This window comes from Paenibacillus sp. FSL H7-0756 (genome assembly GCF_038006765.1).
GTDB lineage: Bacteria > Bacillota > Bacilli > Paenibacillales > Paenibacillaceae > Paenibacillus_AQ.
The window spans coordinates 996,128-1,017,199 of sequence record NZ_JBBOVT010000002.1 but is presented as its reverse complement, the minus strand read 5'-3'; the positions used below and the strand labels follow the sequence as shown (position 1 = coordinate 1,017,199).

Annotated in this window: 17 protein-coding genes; 15 read left to right on the top strand and 2 right to left on the bottom strand. The window is 53.6% G+C overall.

The genetic code is table 11. The annotated features are described in order from the left end of the window. Window positions 1-97 precede the first annotated feature (97 nt). Genes NST04_RS20975 through NST04_RS20965 form a run of 3 tightly spaced genes read left to right on the top strand, consistent with a single transcriptional unit; the run spans window position 98 to window position 1,328 of the window. Window positions 98-580 (top strand): GNAT family N-acetyltransferase, encoded by a 483-nt coding sequence (locus tag NST04_RS20975; RefSeq protein WP_341185981.1) that lies wholly within the window; start codon window positions 98-100, stop codon window positions 578-580. 27 nt (window positions 581-607) lie between these two features. Then, window positions 608-1,117, top strand: coding sequence for a hypothetical protein (locus NST04_RS20970; RefSeq protein ID WP_341185980.1), 510 nt, complete (start codon window positions 608-610; stop codon window positions 1,115-1,117). Beyond that, on the top strand, window positions 1,086-1,328 hold the full coding sequence (locus NST04_RS20965; RefSeq protein WP_341185979.1) for a hypothetical protein: 243 nt from the start codon (window positions 1,086-1,088) through the stop codon (window positions 1,326-1,328). Before NST04_RS20970 ends, NST04_RS20965 begins: the two co-directional genes overlap by 32 nt. On the opposite strand, the gene NST04_RS20960 is transcribed toward NST04_RS20965, so the two are convergent. Beyond that, window positions 1,325-1,906 carry a histidine phosphatase family protein gene (locus NST04_RS20960; protein WP_341185978.1) on the bottom strand — a complete coding sequence of 194 codons (582 nt, stop codon included), beginning with the start codon at window positions 1,904-1,906 and terminating at the stop codon, window positions 1,325-1,327. The genes NST04_RS20965 and NST04_RS20960 overlap by 4 nt on opposite strands. 434 nt (window positions 1,907-2,340) lie before the next feature. Between NST04_RS20960 and NST04_RS20955 the strand changes: the two genes are divergently transcribed. The 4 genes from NST04_RS20955 to NST04_RS20940 all read left to right on the top strand — a co-directional run bounded on the left by NST04_RS20955 (window position 2,341) and on the right by NST04_RS20940 (window position 8,627). Continuing rightward, window positions 2,341-6,285 carry a discoidin domain-containing protein gene (locus NST04_RS20955; protein ID WP_341185977.1) on the top strand — a complete coding sequence of 1,315 codons (3,945 nt, stop codon included), beginning with the start codon at window positions 2,341-2,343 and terminating at the stop codon, window positions 6,283-6,285. A gap of 203 nt (window positions 6,286-6,488) precedes the next feature. Further along, the gene (locus NST04_RS20950; RefSeq protein WP_341185976.1) at window positions 6,489-7,259 is read left to right on the top strand and encodes a flavodoxin family protein; all 771 of its coding nucleotides are present in this window, start codon (window positions 6,489-6,491) and stop codon (window positions 7,257-7,259) included. Between the two features lie 58 nt (window positions 7,260-7,317). Further along, window positions 7,318-7,740 (top strand): FMN-binding protein, encoded by a 423-nt coding sequence (locus NST04_RS20945; protein ID WP_341185975.1) that lies wholly within the window; start codon window positions 7,318-7,320, stop codon window positions 7,738-7,740. Window positions 7,741-7,805: 65 nt separating this feature from the next. Then, a complete protein-coding gene (locus NST04_RS20940) occupies window positions 7,806-8,627 on the top strand; it encodes an RCC1 domain-containing protein (protein WP_341185974.1) in 822 nt (273 codons plus the stop codon). A gap of 55 nt (window positions 8,628-8,682) precedes the next feature. Here NST04_RS20940 and NST04_RS20935 read toward each other — a convergent pair whose 3' ends face one another. Beyond that, window positions 8,683-9,669 carry an SHOCT domain-containing protein gene (locus NST04_RS20935; RefSeq protein WP_341185973.1) on the bottom strand — a complete coding sequence of 329 codons (987 nt, stop codon included), beginning with the start codon at window positions 9,667-9,669 and terminating at the stop codon, window positions 8,683-8,685. Window positions 9,670-9,885: 216 nt separating this feature from the next. Here NST04_RS20935 and NST04_RS20930 point away from each other — a divergent pair, with 216 nt between their 5' ends. From NST04_RS20930 to NST04_RS20900, 8 genes are all read left to right on the top strand, one after another. After that, complete coding sequence (locus tag NST04_RS20930; protein ID WP_341185972.1) at window positions 9,886-12,546, top strand: sensor histidine kinase KdpD; 2,661 nt, start codon at window positions 9,886-9,888, stop codon at window positions 12,544-12,546. Further along, window positions 12,539-13,255, top strand: a complete 717-nt coding sequence (locus NST04_RS20925) for a response regulator (RefSeq protein WP_036693936.1) — start codon at window positions 12,539-12,541, stop codon at window positions 13,253-13,255. The genes NST04_RS20930 and NST04_RS20925 overlap by 8 nt, the downstream gene beginning before the upstream one ends. Window positions 13,256-13,443: 188 nt before the next feature. Beyond that, window positions 13,444-13,809, top strand: a complete 366-nt coding sequence (locus tag NST04_RS20920) for a hypothetical protein (RefSeq protein ID WP_341185971.1) — start codon at window positions 13,444-13,446, stop codon at window positions 13,807-13,809. A 228-nt stretch (window positions 13,810-14,037) separates the two neighbouring features. Then, window positions 14,038-14,115, top strand: a complete 78-nt coding sequence (locus tag NST04_RS34045) for a potassium-transporting ATPase subunit F (protein WP_445667949.1) — start codon at window positions 14,038-14,040, stop codon at window positions 14,113-14,115. A 19-nt stretch (window positions 14,116-14,134) separates the two neighbouring features. After that, complete coding sequence (gene kdpA, locus NST04_RS20915) at window positions 14,135-15,811, top strand: potassium-transporting ATPase subunit KdpA (RefSeq protein WP_341185970.1); 1,677 nt, start codon at window positions 14,135-14,137, stop codon at window positions 15,809-15,811. A gap of 18 nt (window positions 15,812-15,829) precedes the next feature. Next, a complete protein-coding gene (gene kdpB, locus NST04_RS20910) occupies window positions 15,830-17,863 on the top strand; it encodes a potassium-transporting ATPase subunit KdpB (protein WP_341185969.1) in 2,034 nt (677 codons plus the stop codon). Window positions 17,864-17,909: 46 nt separating this feature from the next. Then, window positions 17,910-18,530, top strand: coding sequence for a potassium-transporting ATPase subunit KdpC (kdpC, locus tag NST04_RS20905; protein ID WP_341185968.1), 621 nt, complete (start codon window positions 17,910-17,912; stop codon window positions 18,528-18,530). A gap of 56 nt (window positions 18,531-18,586) precedes the next feature. Next, window positions 18,587-20,908: a universal stress protein gene (locus NST04_RS20900; RefSeq protein WP_341185967.1), complete on the top strand. Its 2,322-nt coding sequence runs from the start codon at window positions 18,587-18,589 to the stop codon at window positions 20,906-20,908. The last annotated feature ends 164 nt before the right edge of the window (window positions 20,909-21,072 follow it).

The window sequence follows — 21,072 nt, the reverse complement described above, 5'->3', positions numbered from 1 at the left end:
ATAGCAGGCGAATCGTTCAGCGGGAAATGATATGATAGATTAACTGTACATTGAAGCAGGAAACGAAGCAGACAGAGGGTATAAGGAGGACAACCATATGATTACCATCCGTCCCATTGAGCAGAGGGATAATGCAGCCATTGAGGGGATTATCCGGGAGTGCCTGATTGAATTCGGCGGTAACCGTGAAGGCTTGGCCTGGGCAGATGACAGCCTGCATGACTTATATACCTATTATAATAGCGCGGAGAACCGGGCGTACTGGGTTATTGAAGTGGATGGGCAGGTGCTGGGCGGCTGCGGGATTACAGCTTTTGACGAAGCACGGCAGATCTGTGAATTGCAGAAAATGTATCTGTCCGCAGCCATCCGCGGCCAAGGCGTTGCAGCAGGGCTGCTGGATACGGCGCTTGCTTTCGCTAAGCAGCATTACCGCAAGTGTTACCTGGAGACGCTGCTGACGATGCAGGCTGCTGGCCGTTTCTATGTCAAGCACGGGTTCAGCCCGCTGGATGGCCCGCTGGCCGGTTCCGAGCACTATGCCTGCGATGCATGGTATATCCGTGACTTACATATCTGATTGCTGTGAAAATATGGATACTATGTAGTGTCTTCCACGAAGCTTGTATTTAACGAAGATGAAGTCAGGCGCCTGCAAAAGAAAATCGGTCAGGTGAGTCAGGACACCAACCGGCTGTATCTTCAATTGAAGGGCCAGTCCAGCGGCTGGGGCGGCATTCCCATGGGCGACCATCTGGTCAAGGCCCAGGTGCTGATCAATAAATTAACCGTAGAAGCGGAGAAATTAGAGGATATCATCCGTGTTGCCTTGAGAGGCGTAACAGAGATGCAGGAAGAGAATAAACGCCAGGCGGACAGGCTGACAGGCCAATTTAATCTGTTGCTCGCAGCCTTCGGCAGCTTGGGGCTGCAATCAGCCGCCGGACGGGTGTCTATTCCTGAATTTGTGCAGCGAAGTACGACGAACCTCATCACTTCGATTGCCGCTCTACCCAGAAAAGATGAACTCAGCAGCGACCCGGTGGTGCAGCAGCTCAGAAATGTCATTTCAGACCTCCGGCCTGTTGACCGTAGAAAGTATCACTGCACTAAGTAAGCTGAACGATATCTTCGCGGCGCGGAATGAGAATGCCAAGGCACAGATGCCCTTCAAAGTGTATCAGGCATTCGGCAATCAGGCGCAGATGGAGGCTGTTCATGCGAAGGCCGAGGAGGCCCGGCAGAAGCTGGCTTCTCTAGATGTAGCCAACTATGAATCCGGTAAGGATCTAAGCGCCTACTACGATCAACATTTTCTGTTAGCTTAATGGTTCAAATGCGTGACGTTCGCAAAATCTATTAACTCAAACTTTTCTTCACAATATCTAACTTTAGTTATAGAGCATTCTGGGACCAAATAACTTTGCTCTTCTATAAAGTTAGGATACTTTCTAGCCAGTTCTTCGTGGTTAAATTCGTTAGCCAAAAAATCTGTAATCAAACCACCATGAGTCACAATAAGAAAACTTTCATGCGGGTGTCGGTCAGCTAGTTCGAGTAGACATGAAGTCATACGCTCTCCTGCTTTTCTCGCCGAGTCACCGACAGGCGGGGAAAATTCTCTTTCTCTTGTGCATCGATTCCACATCTCAACAAATTCCTCAAATGTTTGTCCAGATAAATCCCCCCAATTGACCCTCTCCCTTAATCGTATATCCTCAGTTAACGCTTTTCTTGTTGTTTTGGAAATTATTTCAGCAGTAATCATTGATCTTTTTAGCGGACTATAAACAATTCTAGAAAAGGGGACTTTTTTAAAGTGCTCTGCAGTCATGTTTGCTTGCTTTAGACCTTCACTAGAAACCAAAACATCACCTATTCCTATTTCTTTTTTTGCATGTCTCACAAGGTAAAAATCCGCGCTCATTTTACCATTCCTTCCACTGAAAACGAATAACATATAATTATATATGTGTCTAATTAGATGTTATATTTGTTTAGATGTTTTGGCAAGAAATATTTTATCCTTTCCGTTCGTATAGCTTGATAAAGCATAGGCAGGGTAAAACTTTATTTCCTTCAAACAATGGTCAGATTCTGCCATAGTTGATCTTTTTTATTCGGGGCTGCTCTCAATGATCACTTTCATTGAATCACCTATCTTTTCCGTAGAAATAGCTCTTAAAGAGTGCTCTGCATTAAACCTATAATGAGTGTGTATTGCAGAGAGGGGAGGGTGGGCTGAGTCAGGCTTTGATTTTGTAATAGTTGTAATCGCTATCATTAGAGGGCTGTGAATATCACTGTGTGTCGTTCCACATCAGATTAAGGAGGAATAGAATGCGCAACAAGTATGTTACATGGTCGCTTGTAGTTACGCTGCTCATCTCAACGCTCTTCATGGCGGCCGGTCCGCTGACCCGTTCGTCGGCTGCTGGCGGAACGAATCTGGTACTTAACAAAACCATTACCGCCAGCGGACAATCCCAGAATTATACCCCGGATAACGTTAAGGACAGTAACCAAAGTACGTATTGGGAGAGTACAAATGATGCTTTTCCCGGGTGGATTCAGGTCGATCTGGGTACGCTCACCAGTATAGACCAGCTTGTATTGAAGTTACCCGTTAGCTGGGAGACACGGACGCAGACACTTGCGGTACAGGGCAGTGCGAACGGCACCAGCTTTACAGATATTGCCGGTGCAGCTGCGTACGAATTTAATCCTGCGGTGGCGGGCAACAGTGTCACGATTAACTTCACATCTGCCAATACGCGTTATGTCCGTCTGCTGTTCAGTGCGAATACTGCGTGGCCTGCGGGCCAGTTGTCCGAGCTTGAAATCTACGGTGCCAGCTCCCCAACCCCTGCGCCTACAGCCGGGCCTACTACATCACCGGTTCCAGCGGGCACCTATGAAGCAGAAGCTGCTGCATTGTCCGGCGGAGCGCAAGTGAACACGGACCATGCCGGATACTCCGGTACAGGCTTTGTTGACAACTATCTGACCCAAGGTCCGGCCACCACCTTCACGGTCAATGTGGCTTCGGCGGGTACACGGAATGTTACACTGAGGTATGCCAATGCAAGCGGAAGCGCCAAGACGATCAGTATCTACGTGAACGGAGTGAAGCAGCGCCAGACAACCTTGCCGAACCTGGCGAACTGGGACACCTGGGGCACGAAGACTGAAGCCCTCCCGTTGAATGCTGGCAGTAATAGCATTGCTTACAAATACGATGCGGGGGATACGGGCAACATCAATTTGGATCTAATTATGGTAGCGTCTGCAATCATCGCCACGCCCGCACCTTCACCTACAGTAGCTCCAACAGCTGTACCTACAGCAACCCCGATCCCTACCAATACAGCGGTTCCTACTTCCACACCTGCTCCATCTGCTACACCAACACCAGTGCCGACAACATCCCCAACGCCTACAGTCACACCAATTCCAACGGCGACGACTTCCCCTGGTGGCAATATTGCACTGGGTAAAACGATCAACGCCTCCTCCAGCACACAGAATTTCGTTGCTGCGAATGCGAACGATAACAACACGGCTACTTACTGGGAAGGCAGCGGGAATCCAAGCACCCTTACGCTCGACCTGGGAGCCAATTATACAATCTCATCAATTGTCCTGAAGCTGAATCCGGCGGCCGAATGGGCGGCCCGGACCCAGAACATTCAAGTACTCGGACACAATCAGAATTCGACGACCTTCAGCAGCCTCGTTTCAGCTCAGAGTTATACCTTCAATCCGGCTTCAGGCAACACGGTCACCATTCCCGTGACTGCAACCGTTAAGCGGCTGCAGCTTAATGTCACTGCCAACTCCGGCGCACCTGCCGGACAGATCGCTGAATTCCAGGTATACGGTACACCGGCAGCGAACCCGGATCTGACGATTACAGGCATGAGCTGGACTCCTGCTTCTCTGGTGGAGACAGGCAGTGTAACTCTGAATGCAATGGTAAAAAACATTGGCAATGCCGCAGCAGCAGCCACCACAGTCAATTTTTATTTGAACAACGAGCTAGCGGGTTCGGCACCAGTAGCGGCTTTGGCGGCAGGAGCTTCGGCATCCGTCTCCTACAATGCAGGAACGCTAACAGCCGGAACTTATCCGCTCAGTGCCAAGGTCGATGAAGCAGGCCAGATTATTGAGCAGAATGAAAGCAACAATAGCTACGCTAATCCTGCTGCCCTGGTCATTGCTCCGGTGTCCAGCTCCGACTTGACCGCAGCGACCTCCTGGTCACCGGGAACACCGGCTGCGGGGAGTAACGTGGCCTTCACCGTCAGTCTCAAAAATCAGGGCAACCTTGCTTCCGCAGGCGGTGCCCACGGAATAACTGTAGCCTTGAAGAATGCCGCAGGCTCTACTGTGCAGACCTTCACAGGCTCCTACACCGGCGTAATTGCTGCCGGGGCTTCGGTAGAGGTCTCTCTCCCCGGTACCTGGGGTGCAGTGAACGGTAATTACACTGTTACTACGACCATTGCCGCAGATGCCAATGAGGTAACAACCAAGCAGGCCAACAACGTGAACACTGTGAACCTGGTCGTATATGCTTTACGCGGCGCAAGCGTTACGTACAGCCGGTATGATACACAGGATGCCAGCCGCGGCGGCTCGGCGGCGCTGAGATCCGCACTGAATTTCGATCAGACGCTGATTGCCTCCGAGGCTTCGGGACAGAGTTATGTGGCCCTGCCGTCTAACGGAGCTTATGCCCAGTGGACAGTGAGAGCGGGGCAAGGCGGTGCCGGAGTCACCATGAGATTCACGATGCCGGATTCGGCAGACGGAATGGGTCTTACAGGTGCGCTTGACGTATATGTGAATGGAACCAAGGCCAAGACCATTCCGCTTACCTCGTATTATGCCTGGCAATACTTTTCTGGAGATCAGCCGGGGGATGCGCCGGGTGCCGGACGTCCGCTGTTCCGCTTCGATGAAGTCCACTGGAAGCTGGACACGCCGCTTCAGCCCGGGGATGTAATCCGCATTCAGAAGAATAACGGAGACAGTCTGGAGTATGGTGTTGACTTCCTGGAGATTGAACCTGTACCGGCAGCCATCGCCCGTCCAGCCAACTCGGTATCGGTCACCGATTACGGCGCAGTGGCAGGTGACGGACAGGACGACCTGGCCGCCTTCAACAGTGCGGTTACAGCCGCCGTCGCCAGCGGGAAAACACTTTATATTCCGGCGGGAACTTTTAATCTGAGCAGCATGTGGGTCATTGGCTCGGTCAGCAATATGATTAACAACTTCACGGTCACCGGTGCAGGCTATTGGCACACCAATCTGCAATTTACGAATCCCAATGCAGCTGGCGGAGGCATCTCCTTCCGTGTTCAAGGCAAGCTGGATTTCAGCAATGTCTATATGAACTCAAATCTGAGATCCCGGTACAATCAGAATGCCATCTATAAAGGCCTGATGGATAACTTCGGCAACAATTCGGTCATCCATGACGTATGGATTGAGCATTTTGAATGCGGCATGTGGGTGGGGGATTACGCGCGGACGCCGGCAATTTTTGCGAACAATCTGCTTGTAGAGAACAGCCGCATCCGCAACAATCTGGCGGACGGCATCAACTTCTCCCAGGGGACCAGCAACTCTACCGTCCGCAATACCAATGTGCGCAATAACGGGGACGACGGACTGGCCGTCTGGCCGAGCAATACGTTCGGGGCGCCGGATGGGGTGAATAACACCTTTTCGTATAATACGATCGAGAATAACTGGCGTGCCGGCGCTATCGGCATCTTCGGGGGCAGCGGTCACAAGGCGGATCACAACTACATTATCGACACAGTAGGCGGCTCTGGTATCCGGCTGAATACAACCTTCCCGGGGGCGCATTTCAACAGTAATACGGGGATGGTTTTCTCGGATACGACGATTATTAACAGCGGCACCAGCCGTGACTTGTATGACGGGGAACGCGGCGCAATTGATCTTGAAGCTTCGTCTGACCCGATCAGGAATGTTACTTTCAACAACATCGACATCATCAACACCCAGCGCGATGCGATCCAGCTCGGATACGGCGGCGGCTTCTCGGGTATCGTATTTAATAACATTAATATCAACGGCACGGGCCTTGACGGGGTGACGACTTCCCGGTTCTCCAGCGCTCATAAGGGAGCGGCCATCTACACGTATACCGGCAACGGCTCGGCGACCTTCAACAACCTGACGACCAGCAATATTGCGTATCCAAGCTTGTATTATATTCAGAGCGGGTTTGGGCTGTTGATTCAGTAAAAGAACAGCGGAAGAAGCCATAAGCAGATTGCTGCTTGTGGCTTCTTTCTTTGTGCCCGGAAGTTCTTCACCAATCGTTCAAAATCAAGCTGTGTCTGTACAGACAATAACGCATATCTATGTTAATATACGTTATGAATGAATTAAATAATATTCATTCATAACCAAAGCGGAAATGAAATTCTATTCTGGAGGGACAAATCATGAAGAAGGTTATCGCAATCATCGGCAATCAGCAAAAGAACAATACGTACAGAGCGGTCTGCGAATTTGAGGCTCAGCTCCGAATCTACGGGGAGGTAGAGGTTGAGTATATTTTTCTGAAGGATTACAGGCTTGAGTTCTGCCGGGGGTGCAAGGTGTGCTTCAATAAAGGTGAAGAATACTGCCCGCTGAGGGACGACCGGGATGTGCTGGTGGAGAAAATGGAGAGCGCGGACGGTGTAATTATGGCGGCTCCCAATTATGCGTTCCATGTTCCGGCAGCCATGAAGAATCTGCTCGACCGGCTGGCGTATGTGTTCCATCGGCCGCAGTTCTTCGGCAAGACGTATACGGCGATCGTCAATCAGGGAATTCACGGCGGCAATGCGATTGTCAAATATCTTAGCAGTATGGGCGAGAACTTTGGGTTCCAGGTGACCCGGGGCTGTGTGCTAAGTACGATGGAGCCAGTTAGCACGGCAGCCGCGCGGAAGAATGCTGTGAGAATCCGCAAGGCTGCGGCCCGCTTCTACAAAGGATTGATGCGTCCGGCACCGCCGACTCCTACACTGTTCCGCTTGCTGATGTTCCGGCTGTCCCGGACCAGTATTCAGCATATGCTGGATGAGCGGTCGAAGGATTTCCGGCATTACCAGGCTAACGGCTGGTTTGAAGCGGCGTATTATTATCCGGTCTCGCTGGGTCCTGTCAAGAGCTTGGCCGGACATCTGTTTGACCGAATCGGTAAAAGAATGGCTAAACGCGCTTAAAAATGAATGAACTATAATATATTCATTCATGATGAGAACGGTTAAGAGGAGGGTTAACATGAAAAAGAAGTGGAAACGCAACCTGCTGCTGCTGTGCCTAACCGTTATTTTCGTGGGACTAATCGGTTCAGGCGCGGCCTTGCTCTATACAGAGAAAGAGCGCCGGGAAGCGCGGAACGTAGAGATTGATCAAGTGAATTTCAACAAGCTGCATGCGGGGGAGTATACAGGTGAATATGCTGGCGGAATGTATAAATGGAGGGCGAATAAGGTTCTGGTTACCGTTACGGCGCACAAAGTTACAGCGATCAAGCTCCTGGAGCATGCGGAGAATCAGTCGGCGGCGTCTGTAGATGAATTGTTCGGCAGAGTGATCCAGGCCCAATCGCTTCAATTAGACAGCATCAGCGGCGCTACGCTTACAAGCAAAGCCTACCTCAAGGCTATTGAGAATGCCCTTCACAAGGGCGTTGAAAAGTAACAAGTATTTTGCAATACTAGCTATAATCATAAGAATCCTATATAAAAAACGAAGGAGCAATGCAGATGCCTAAAGTTTCATTAGCCCCTATCGCGGCGGGATACCGCCATTCTGTACTGCTCCTGCCGGACGGATCAGTGCGGGCTTGCGGCGAAAATACATACGGGCAGTGCGAGGTAAGCAGCTGGCGTGATATGGTTGCGGTTGCAGCAGGCAATGCTCATACAGGGAATTCGCATACAGTAGGGTTAAGGCCGGACGGAACGGTGATCGCGGCCGGATGGAATAAGCATGATCAATGCAACGTGGGCGATTGGCGAGATATCGTTGCGGTTGCGGCAGGCTGGCGGCGTACGGTCGGGCTGAAGGCAGACGGGACAGTGGTTGCGGCGGGAAGAAACAACGAAGGTCAATGTGAGGTAAGCGGCTGGTCGGATATTGTTGCGGTTACCGCAGGAGACTGGCACACGGTTGGACTCAAGGCCGAGGGTACGGCCATTACAGCGGGGAACAACCGCTACGGACAGCGGAATGTGAACGGCTGGCAGGAGCTGACGATGATCGCGGCGGGCTATCTTCATACGACTGGACTTAGAGCAGACGGCACAGTAGTAGCTACAGGGCTTAACAAGCGCGGACAAGGTGAAGTTGGCGGCTGGCGCACAATGAAGGCCATTGCGGCAGGCAGTCATCACACCGTAGGTCTACAATTCGATGGTACGGTGAAGGCTACAGGCTGGAATGATTACGGACAATGTGAGATAAGCGGCTGGACGGATATTGTTGCCATTGCGGCAGGCTGCACCCACACGCTCGGACTTAAGAAGGATGGTACAGTAGTTGCAGCAGGAAGTAATGCGTATGGGCAATGTGATTTTAAAAAATAGCTATGAACGCTGCCTAAAGCAGGGCTCATAGCTATTCATGAACAATTGCAGGAAATTAACCGTTCAACAATTCCGACTTTTTACGGTCAAATTCCTCTTGTGTGATCGCGCCCATATCCAGCAGCTGTTTGAATTTGAGCAGTTCATCAGCCACACTGAAGCTCTCTTTGCCCGCAGCAGATGAGGTTACCGGGTCCTCTTGCTTCGAGTCAAAGCCCAAGTCAAAGAATTCTCCTTCGATCACATTAATCTCTTCATCTTCTGCCGAACGTTTCACTTTCTCGTAATCCTGCTCGAACTGTGCCTCTGAGTAGTCGTTGCTGGCAGCTGACAAGGCCTCACGCAGACGATTACCCATCGGTTTCATCGAGAAATAAGTCATTCCGCCAGAGAGGAGTCCGCCTAGGACGGGTACGAATTTTGATGCACCTTGGGCGAAGGTTTTTTTGGTGATTTTGATGCCGATATAAGCTGAGATTTTCTTGAGAATCGGGTAGTACAAGGTCTGGGTCAAAGCTTTCTGCGGAAGCTTTTTCAATAGCTGCTGAGAGATCTTCGCGGTCAACATTTTCAGCATGGAAGCTGAACCAGCCACTCCAAACATAACGCCCAGATACAAAGTCAGCTCCCGGGTAACTTGCTCTGAATCTGCAGAATCTTCCTCCCACAGGTCCGTGCGGCCATACAGATAAGCCAGCTCTTGAGACAATCGCAGCACTACGCCAAAAAACTGCAGGGTATCTGCCGGAATGGTCGCTGCCATGGCTAAACCGCCTGGAAGTCCAACGGCTGTCGAGGCTGCTGTACTCAGAAGGGTCCGTTTCTCGATTAACGTTTTGGCCATTTTATCAATCACAGCAAGGCTAATTCCGGCTTCAAGCGGCCCTTTGTCCAGTATAGTGTGCATATTCCCATAAGTATCATATTTGGCAAACTGCTGGGCGAGGAATTCACGCCGGTCTACCCGCACTCCGGGAATCTTGATTGCATTCGCCAGAATCACTTCCATGGTTCCTTGTGTGCCATTCTGTTCATTGGTCATCTTAGTAGCTCCTTAGAATCGTATGTAAAAATTATGCTCTGAGCTTATATTCGGGAAGCATGCGGGTTTCCCCTCTATTGACTTACGCCAATCTTAATACAATCTTAATGCCACAGCCGAATCCATAATACTATGCTCATTATGCACATGCTATACTAACGCTACAGTGTATAATGGCTGGTCTAAAGATGGGCTTAGCGGGAAGGAAACCTTCAGATGATAGGGGAAAATACAGCGAAGAAGCGGCGCGGAAGGCTGAGGATATTCTTCAGCTATGTACCGGGAGCAGGGAAGACCCGGACGATGCTGGAGGCTGCCCATGCGGAGCAGAAGAACGGTCAAAAGGTGCTGGCGGGTTACATTGAAGCCCATGACAGAGCAGATATAGCGGAGCTTATTAACGGTCTGGAGCTGTTGCCGCCGCTGGACATTCCTGCAAACGGGACCATCGTACCGGAATTCGACCTGGACCAGGCGATCCGCAGGAGACCTGACCTGATTTTGCTGGATGAACTGGCCCACATCAATGCTCCGGGAGTACGTCATAAGCGGCGGTATCAGGATGTGGAGGAGCTGTTGCGTGCGGGAATAGATGTCTATACTACGGTTAGCATAGAACAGCTGGAAAGTATGACCGATGTTGTAGCCTCCATGACCGGAATGCCTGAGCCCGTGCGTATTCCCGACAGTGTATTCGAGCGTGCCGACCAGGTCGAGTTCATTGATATCAGTCCGGACATTTGGCTGGAGCGTCTGCACGAGGGGCTGATCTTTTCCAAGGAGCCGCTCCGGCAGGAGGCTGATGAACTGTACACTTCCCAGAAGCTGAGTGCTTTGCGGGAAATGGCTCTAAGGTACAGGGCGGATCAATTCAAACGGTATGAGGGCAGGTTAGGGGAACGGGCAGTGGAAGCCAGCTTGTACAGCAGAGAACATATCCTGGTCTGCCTGTCGTCGGCAATATCCAATAAGAAGGTCATCCGCACAGCGGCGAGAATGGCCGAAGCTCTGCAGGGGGAATTCACTGCTCTCTACGTGGAGACCTCTCGAACGAAAGAGTTAACGGTAAGGAACAAGTCGGAGCTGCGGGAGAATCTGCGGCTGGCCGAACAGCTTGGTGCGCAGGTTGCCACTGTGTACGGTGAGGATGTGCCGGGACAGATTGCCGAATATGCCAAAACCAGCCGGGTCTCCAAAATCATCCTGGGCCGGTCGCAGAATCGCAGCCGCTGGTCCGTCGGTTCGAATTTTGTAGACAAACTGACGGCTGCTGCTCCGAATATCGACATCTATATCATCCCGGATCAGGAGTCTGCCCTGCAATCCAAAATTCCGCAATATGCCAGACCTCCGCTTCTCACCTTGGCTGATACAGGCAAAACCCTGGGGATTCTGCTGGTCTGCACGATCATCGGGTTATGGTTCAAGGTTCTCGGCTTCAGTGAAGCGAACATTATCACAGTCTATATTCTGGGTGTTCTGCTCGATGCGATGGTTACAAAAGGACGGCTGTACAGCGCGGTGACGTCGATTTTGAGCGTGCTGGTCTTTAACTATTTTTTCACCGAGCCTTATTTCTCGCTTCAGGCCTATGATTCCGGGTATCCGGTGACCTTCCTCGTGATGCTGGCGGCCTCGTTCATCACCAGTACGTTGACGCTGCGGGTGAAAGAGCAGGCCAGGGAATCGGCACAAAAAGCGTACCGCACCGAGGTGCTCCTCGAGACCAGCCGGAAGCTCCAGCAGGCCAAAGACACGCCCGCCATCCTGAGTGAGACCGCGCTGCAAATGCTCAAGCTGCTGGACCGGAGCATCATTATCTATGAGGTTGTGGGCGATGGGCTCTCAGAGCCGCTGCTGTACAACAAGGACGGAAGTACGATTGACGCTCAAAGGGATACGCTGGAAGCAGAGCGCGAGGTAGCGGAATGGGTGCTGCGGAACAATAAACGGGCTGGAGCGTCTACCGATACCTTCTCGGCGGCCCAATGTCTGTATCATGCGGTGCGAAGCGGCGATACGGTCTTTGCCGTGGCAGGAATTGTGATGCAGCAGGAAGAGCCGCTGGAGGTGTTCGAGTCGAGTCTGATGATTGCTATGCTAGGCGAATGCGCCCTCGCTTTGGAGAAAGACAAGCTGAACGAGCTGCAAAAGGAAAGCTCCCTGCAAATCCGGCAGGAGCAGCTGCGCGCCAATCTGCTGCGCGGCATCTCGCATGATCTGCGCACGCCGCTTACCAGTATTTCCGGCAATGCGGGCATTCTGATCGGCAACTCGGCGGTGCTGAGCGAGGAGCAGAAGCAGGAGTTATACAGCGATATCTATGACGATTCGATCTGGCTGATCAATCTGGTGGAGAATCTGCTGTCGATTACCCGGATTGACAATGGGGCGCTTCATTTGAATTTTCAGGCGGAGCTGCTGGAGGAAGTGATCGCGGAAGCGCTGCTGCATGTGAACCGCAACAAGGAGGATCATGTGATCCGGGTGGTGCTCGAAGAGGAGCTGCTGATGGCCAGGATGGATTCACGGCTGATCATTCAGGTGATCATCAACCTGGTGGATAATGCGATTAAGTATAGCGGGTCTGGTTCACATATTACGCTATCTGCCAGACAGGAGCAGGGGCTTGTTGTGGTCGAGGTCGCTGACGACGGGCCGGGAATATCCCCGGAAGCGAAGTCCAAGGTCTTCGAAATGTTCTATACGGCGGATAACGTGCGGGGAGATGGCAGGCGCGGTCTGGGCCTGGGCCTTGCGCTCTGCAAATCAATTATTCATGCCCATGGCGGGCATATTGAAGTACAAGATCATGCACCGCAGGGAACGGTCTTCCGCTTCACCCTGCTGGCAGAGGAGGTGAATGTCCATGAATAAACCCATGATTCTGGTCGTCGAAGACGACAAGCCGATCCGCAAGCTGATTACCACAACCCTGGAGACTCAGGGCTATAAATACCATACCGCAGAGACAGGGGAAGCATCCATCCTGGAGGCGGTATCCAGTCAGCCGGATCTGATGATCCTGGACCTTGGTCTGCCCGATATGGACGGTGTGGATATTATCCGGAAAATCCGGGCCTGGTCGAACCTTCCGATCATCGTGGTCAGTGCCCGCAGTGAGGACCGTGACAAGATCGAAGCGCTGGATGCCGGAGCCGATGATTATCTGACCAAGCCCTTCAGCGTGGAGGAGCTGCTCGCCCGGCTGCGGGTCAGTCTGCGGCGGATCCGGGGGGACGGCGAGAAGCTGATGAAGGATTCAGCCTTTTTTGCGAACGGAAATCTGCGGATTGACTATGCGGCGGGCTGTGTCTGGCTGGAGGGTGATGAGATCCACCTGACGCCGATTGAGTATAAGCTGCTGTGTCTGCTGGCGAAGAATGTCGGCAAGGTCCTGACCCATAATTATATCCTGCATGAAATCTGGGGCAGTCCTACCTATGATATTCCCGCGCTCCGTGTATTCATGGCTACGCTCCGCAAGAAGATTGAGCGCAGCCCTTCCCAGCCCAAGGTGATCCAAACCCATATAGGTGTGGGCTACCGGATGCTGCAAGCGGGAGACGATAGCAGAGTGATTTGAACCTATTTACGGAATCCGTATAGCACGTTTCATAGTGTTCCTAACCATGCCTGAGCAGGCATGGTTTTTTGCTGTTCCGGGGGATGCTGCAAAAGCGGCTGGAGCGGCGTGCCGGCGGTATTTTAACGTAATCTTAATCTGCTGAAGCAAACCCTAATCCTGAACTAATGGCGGGAGTGGTACGCTGAATGCTGAAGTTAACCTACTGGAGAGAAGGCTTGGAGATGGATGTATGGGTGAGAAATATCGGATGGGTTACGGTGTTGACGGCGCTGCTGGTGCTGATCAAGAGACAATATGACCGGATCTATCTGCTGCAGGAATGCACCTATGAGAATAGCGGGGTGTATGCTGCTGCTGCCCGTTTTGCCGGCGGGGCTTCGGCCCGTGAGGTCAGTGAGCTGCTTGTGACCAGCTTCGAGTTCGATCGTCAGGAGACGGAAGTGATCCTTGCCTGGGCGCTCCCGCACCGGATGGAGGCGGACGGGGGTTATGGTGCTTTTATCGGGGCGGTCAACAGGGTGTTGGGTAAAGAGATTTACCATCCCTCCTGAAGTCTTAATACAATCTTAATGCGCCTGAGGAAACCCTTACCCTGAACTAATGGGAGAAATGATACGCTAGACCGGAAGTTACAAGAGAGAGATTACCATAAGGTGAGGAGTGGCAAAGACGATGATGGATGTGTATATGACGGCAATGCTGGCAGCAATATTCACCGTGTTCTACGCGTTTGTACAATGGTGCAGCCGTGTGACCGATGAGCAAGGAGGGACGGAGTAATGGCGGTTGTCCTTGGAGCTACTGTGCTGCTGTTTCTGTATTTGGGCTATGCTTTGATTCATCCCGAGAAATTCTAACTACTAAGGAGGGCCATCCGTGGGGATTGTGCAGATTGTAGTCGTCATCTTAATACTCGTACTGCTGGTGAAGCCGGTGGGCACTTATCTATATCATGTATTCTCTAATGAACCGAACCGGACAGACCGGGTGTTCGGCGCAGCGGAGAAGGGGATTTATCGTCTGATCGGGCTGAAGCAGCGGGGCGGGATGTCCTGGAAGAAATATGCGCTTAGCTTCATCGTAACGAACATTGTACTGGTGGTATTCAGTTATCTCTTTCTGCGGCTGCAAAAGGGGCTTCCGCTCAACCCGGGCGGGATTGGCAATATGGAAGAGACGCTTACCTTCAACACGGTCATCAGCTTCATGACCAATACGAATCTGCAGCATTACAGCGGGGAGACGGGCGTATCCTACTTCTCTCAGATGGCGGTCATGACGATGCTGATGTTCACCTCGGCTGCCAGCGGCTTCTCGGTCGCGGTTGCTTTTGTCAGAGGGATTACAGGCCGCCGCTCGGTGGGGAACTTCTTCGAGGATTTCGTCAAAGCGCATATCCGGATCTTCATTCCGCTGGCACTGCTTGTAACAATGGCGCTTGTAGCGCTGCATGTGCCGCAAACCCTGAAACCTACGCTGGAAGTGAACACGCTCGAAGGGCAGACCCAGCAGATTGCGATCGGTCCGGTGGCCTCCCTGGAGTCCATTAAGCACATCGGCACGAACGGCGGGGGCTTCTTCGGAGCCAACTCTGCGCATCCATTTGAGAATCCGGGACCGCTGAGCAATGTGCTGGAGATCCTCTCCATGTGGCTGCTGCCCGCATCTCTGCCGTATATGTACGGGAAGTTCGCCGGAAACAAGCGGCAGGGCTGGATGATTTTTGGCGCGATGATGACGCTGTTCGTGGTATTGCTCGGAGTGAATTACGCTGCGGAAAGTGCGGGCAACCCGGCGATTAACGCCATGGGCATAGACGCTTCACAGGGTAGCATGGAGGGCAAAGAGGTCCGGTTCGGCATCGCACAGTCGGCGCTGTTCACCACCGTTACAACGGCGGCCACTACCGGCAGTGTGAACAATATGCATGATACGCTGACGCCGCTCGGCAGTATTACCCCGCTGACCCTCATGATGCTGAATAACGTGTTCGGCGGTAAAGGTGTCGGCCTGATCAATATGCTTATGTATGCGATCCTCGGCGTGTTCCTCTGCGGGCTGATGGTGGGCCGGACGCCGGAGTTCCTGGGCCGCAAAATTGAAGCGCGGGAGATGAAGCTGATCGCCATCGCGATTCTGATTCATCCGCTGATTATACTGGTGCCGACGGCGGCTGCTTTTCTGACAGAGCTTGGTAAAGGCAGTATCAGTAATCCCGGCTTCCACGGAATGACCCAGGTGCTGTATGAATACGTATCGGCTGCGGCCAATAACGGCTCAGGCTTCGAAGGGCTGGCGGATAATACCTCCTTCTGGAATATCACCACTGGGGTTGTCATGCTGCTGGGCCGGTATGTCTCGATGATCGCCATGCTGGCGGTTGCCGGTTCCCTGCTGCGCAAGAAGCCGGTGCCGGAGACCATTGGGACCTTCCGCACAGATAACGGCCTGTTCACTGGCATCCTGATTGGTACGGTGCTGATTATCGGAGCGCTGACCTTCCTGCCGGTGATTGTCCTCGGTCCGGTTGCAGAATATTTGACTTTACGGTAGGGAGAGGGAGAGAAGAGAATGAGTACTGTACACAAAAAGAAGCTGCTGACGAGTCCCATCCTGCTAAGTGCTGCCAAGGATAGTCTGGTGAAGCTGAACCCGGTGACGCTAATGAAGAATCCGGTCATGTTCGTCGTGGAGGTTGGGACGGTTATCGTCTTGCTCATGGTGCTTGCGCCCGGGTATTTCCATGCGGAGCATGCGGTAGGCTTCAATATAACCGTATTCTTCATCCTGCTGTTTACCGTGCTGTTTGCTAACTTCGCGGAAGCGCTAGCGGAGGGCCGGGGCAAGGCACAAGCCGATTCGCTCAAAAAAACCAAACAGGACATCACCGCCAATAAGGTGGCAGGATCAGGAGTCAAGCAGGTGCCGGCCTCTGAGCTGCGCAAAGGCGATATCGTAATCGTCAGCCAGGGCGAACTGATTCCCGGCGACGGGGAAGTGACCGAGGGGCTGGCTTCTGTGGACGAATCGGCCATCACCGGGGAGTCGGCTCCGGTCATTAAGGAAGCCGGAGGCGACTTCGGCTCCGTGACCGGCGGTACCCGCGTAGTCAGCGACCAGATCAAGGTGCGGATCACCAGTGATCCGGGGGAATCGTTCCTGGACCGGATGATCTCACTGGTCGAAGGCGCGAAGCGCCAGAAGACACCGAATGAGATTGCTCTTAACACGCTGCTGATCAGCCTCACGATTATTTTCCTGATTGTCGTCGTCACCCTGCGTCCCATCGCGGATTATATCGGGGTGAAGCTGGAGATTCCGGTCATGATCGCACTGCTCGTCTGCCTGATTCCGACCACCATCGGCGGGCTGCTGTCGGCCATCGGGATTGCGGGAATGGACCGGGTGACACAGTTCAACGTCCTGGCGATGTCCGGGAAGGCGGTGGAAGCTGCCGGGGATATCAACACGATGATTCTGGATAAGACGGGGACGATTACCTTCGGGAACCGGATGGCCAGTGAGTTCGTTGCAGTGGGCGAAGCAACTGTAGCCGAGCTTGCGTCCTGGGCGGCGGTCAGCTCGCTGAAGGATGAGACGCCGGAAGGGCGCTCGGTCCTGGAGCTGGCGAAGAAGCTGGAACTCCAATATGACAGCAGCCTCGCGGACGGCGGGGAGTTCATTGAATTCAAGGCAGAGAGCCGGATGAGCGGGATGGATCTGCGGGACGGGCGCTCAGTGCGTAAGGGAGCGGTCGATTCCGTGAAGAAGTGGGTGCTGTCCCGGGGCGGTGCCGTACCGTCCGATCTGGATACCAACTCGGATGCCATTGCACGGCTGGGCGGCACTCCGCTCGCGGTTGCCGTAGACAACCGGATTTATGGGCTGATCTATCTGAAAGATACGGTGAAGCCCGGGATGAAGGAGCGCTTCGACGAGCTGCGCAGCATGGGGATCAAGACGATCATGTGTACAGGGGACAACCCGCTGACCGCCGCTACGATTGCCCGTGAAGCCGGAGTCGATGATTTCATTGCCGAGAGTACCCCGGAAGATAAGATTGCGGTAATCCGCCGGGAGCAGAACGAGGGCAAGCTAGTAGCTATGACTGGAGACGGAACCAACGATGCTCCGGCGCTGGCTCAGGCCGATGTGGGGCTGGCGATGAACAGCGGGACAACCGCTGCCAAGGAAGCGGCCAATATGGTCGATCTGGATTCTGATCCGTCCAAGATCATCGAGGTTGTAGCTATCGGGAAGCAGCTCCTGATGACACGCGGTGCGCTGACCACGTTCAGTATCGCTAACGATATTGCCAAATATTTTGCGATCATTCCGGCGATGTTCACGCTCGCTATTCCTGAGATGGAAGCCCTGAACATCATGGGGTTGGGTTCCCCAAGCTCGGCAATTATATCGGCGCTGATCTTCAATGCCATCATCATCCCGCTGCTGATTCCGCTCGCTATGCGCGGGGTCTCCTATAAGCCGATGAGCTCCTCCAGACTACTGACGCGCAACATTGTCATCTATGGTCTGGGCGGAGTCGCTGTTCCATTCGCCGGGATCAAGCTGATTGATATGATCGTCAGTATATGGATCTAGAAGAAGTCCGGCAGACGATTGACTATACAAGGAGGGCGTAATCATCATGGCACAATCTATTCATGAGACAACCGGAGAGCAGGACTCCGCTTCAAAAGCTGCTTTTTTCTTCACTACAGTAAGGTTAAGCATTGTATTCATTATTCTCTGCGGAATGATCTATCCGCTGGCTTCCACCGCGCTTGCCCAGGTGCTGATGCCTGCCCAGGCGAACGGCAGCCTGCTGAAGGATACGTCCGGGAAGGTGGTCGGTTCTGCGCTGATCGGGCAGAGCTTCACGAACCAGGCTATGTTCCAAAGCCGTGTGTCGAGTATCGGGTACAAGGCCGAGGCTTCGGGATCGAATAACTACGGGCCATCGAATCCTGATATGCTTCAGCGGACCAAGGATTCCATTGCCCAGTGGAAGCTGGATAATCCCGGCGTCCCAGTAAGTCAGCTCCCTGTGGATCTGATTACGAATTCCGGCTCGGGTCTTGATCCGCATATTTCACCGGCTGCGGCGCTCGTGCAGGTTCCCCGGATCAGCAAGCTGACCGGCATTCCGGCAGATACCCTTGAAGCGCTGGTGAAGGAACATACGGAAGGGCGCGATCTGGAACTGTTCGGAGAGAAACGGGTGAATGTGCTGAAGCTGAATCTGGCGCTGACGGAGATAGCGAAGTAAGCTTAATCCATACAGACCGCTTCCTCCAGTTGTGAGAATAGAAAGAAGGTGAATCCGTGGCGCCCTATAAACGCAAGTCTCCCGAGGAGATTCTATATTCTATCTACCAGCTCCAGCGGGGACGGCTGAAGATCATCATCGGCTCGGTTAGCGGCTCCGGCAAAACCTATCATATGCTGGAGGAAGGCAAGCTGCTGAAGCATCAGGGGATCGATGTCGTGATCAGTGCAGTCTCCACTATGGGCCGGGCGGAGACGGTTCAGCAGCTTGGCGATCTGGAGCGTGTGCCCAGTATTCACTGGCTGAAGGACGGCAAAGAAGAGAAGGATCTGCCGCTGGAGGCTCTGGTGGAGCGCAACCCTGAGGTGCTGCTGGTCGATGGTCTGGCCCACCGTAACCGTACAGAGGCCCGCTTCCCGACCAGGCTTGCGGACATCCGTTATCTGATGGATCAGGGCATCAGCGTAATCACTACTATTAATGTCTATGAGCTGGCTGGTGTGGGGGAGCAAATCTATGAAATGACCGGCATCCGTGCGGATTGCACTGTGCCGCTCAATACACTGGAACTCGCCGATGAGGTACGGCTGATCGATGTGTCCCCGGAGACCATTCTCAAGCGGCTGGAGGAGGGAGTGCTTGGAGAGGGCGCGCACCCGGCTCTATCCCTCAGAGGCAACCTTGGCGTACTCCGTGAGGTGTCGCTGCGGCTGATGGCGGAAGGGGTCAATGATTCCCTGGAAAAGCACCGCGAGGCCGAGGGACTGATAGGCCCATCCGGCGCGACAGAGCGTATCCTGGTATCCGCGCAGTATCACTGGAATGGTTCCCTCTATATTAGAAGAGGACAGCAGATTGCCAAACGGCTGAACGGAGACCTGCTTATCGTTACCTTCCTCCTGCGCGGCCGCCCGCTGACCAAGGATCAGCAGGTATTCAAGCGCTCCATCCGCAAGCTGACAGAACGGATTCAGGCCCGGTTCGAGGAGCTGGAGCTGCTGCGTCTGCGGATGCTGCCCACCATGCTTGTGCGCTATGCCATTCAGAACAATGTCACCCGAATTGTGATGGGGCATTCGCAGAAAAGCCGCTGGCAGGAGAAGTGGCAAGGCTCCATTGCCAGCCGTGTCCTGCGCCGGACGCGTAATATTGACGTGTTCCTGATGGCTGACCGTGCCGAGCAGGAAGGAGAGCGGGTGCTGCCCGTCCGTCCCGCCGTGAAGAAGGCGGCAGAACCGTTCCACCGGCTGACCGGCCGGGAGCTGGAGCGGCGGATCGAAGATATCCGCCGGGGTACCTTCAAGGTGTATATTGGCGCAGCCCCCGGCGTTGGCAAAACCTACAAGATGCTCCAGGAAGGCAATCTGCTGCTGGGCAGGGGCATCGATGTGGTCATCGGGCTGCTGGAGACTCATGGGAGAGAGGAAACCGGCAAGCAGGTGGGCGGGTTAACGATGATTCCGAGAGCGCGGATTGCCTACCAGTCCACCGAGCTTACGGAGATGGACACAGCGGCCATTATCGCCCGCCGTCCCGAGGTGGTGCTGGTGGATGAGCTGGCCCACACCAATGTTCCCGGAAGCCTGACCCGCAAGCGTTACGAGGATGTCATCCAGCTGCTGGAGAACGGGATCTCTGTCATTACCACGGTCAATGTGCAGCATTTGGAGAGCCTGAACGATGCGGTGGAGCAGTTAACCGGCGTGCGTGTGCGCGAGACGGTGCCGGATGCCATTCTGCGGATGGCGAGTGAGGTGGAGCTGATTGATGTCACTCCGCAGATGCTGCAGCAGCGGATGCGGGAAGGGAAGATCTATGCGCGGGAGAAGGTCAATCAGGCGCTGGAGTCTTTTTTCAAAATAGGTAATCTGATCGCGCTGCGTGAGCTGGCCCTGCGCGAGATTGCCGATGATGTGGATGAGCGGCTGGAGGCCTGGGAACGGGAGCCTGCCTTGCGCGGACCGTGGAGCAGAAGGGAGGTCATCTTCGTCTGTGTAGACACAGGGCCGCAGGCTGAACGGCTGGTCCGCCGCGGCTTCCGCATTGCACACCGCCTGAAGGCGGAGTGGCATGTACACTACGTGCACTGTGCCCGCATGAAGACGGTGGAGGAGCAGAAGCGGCTGGATACGCTGAAGGCTCTGACCGAACGGCTGGGCGGGGTAATGGACATTACGGAGGCGGGAAGCCGCAAGCATCTCTATAAGCATCTGCTCCAGCGGATGAATGACATGCAGACTACGCAGGTTATCATCGGCCAGTCCCGCAGACACTTCCTGCGCAGCCTGTTCTCGGTGAGCTTCGTTCAATATCTGCTGCGGCATGCCCGGCATATGGATATGCTGATCGTGGCCGTTCATACGCAGATGATGGAATGAGGCGGCTTGGCGTCATAGGAGCGATAAGGTAATGTACAATTTACACGGGTTTGTTCAGTAATTGACATCCCTGGCACCATTGGCAATTGCGCGATTGAGTCCCCGCCGCTAACATAATGAACAGATGTTCATTTAAATACAACTGTTTGAAGCGGAGAGGGGAT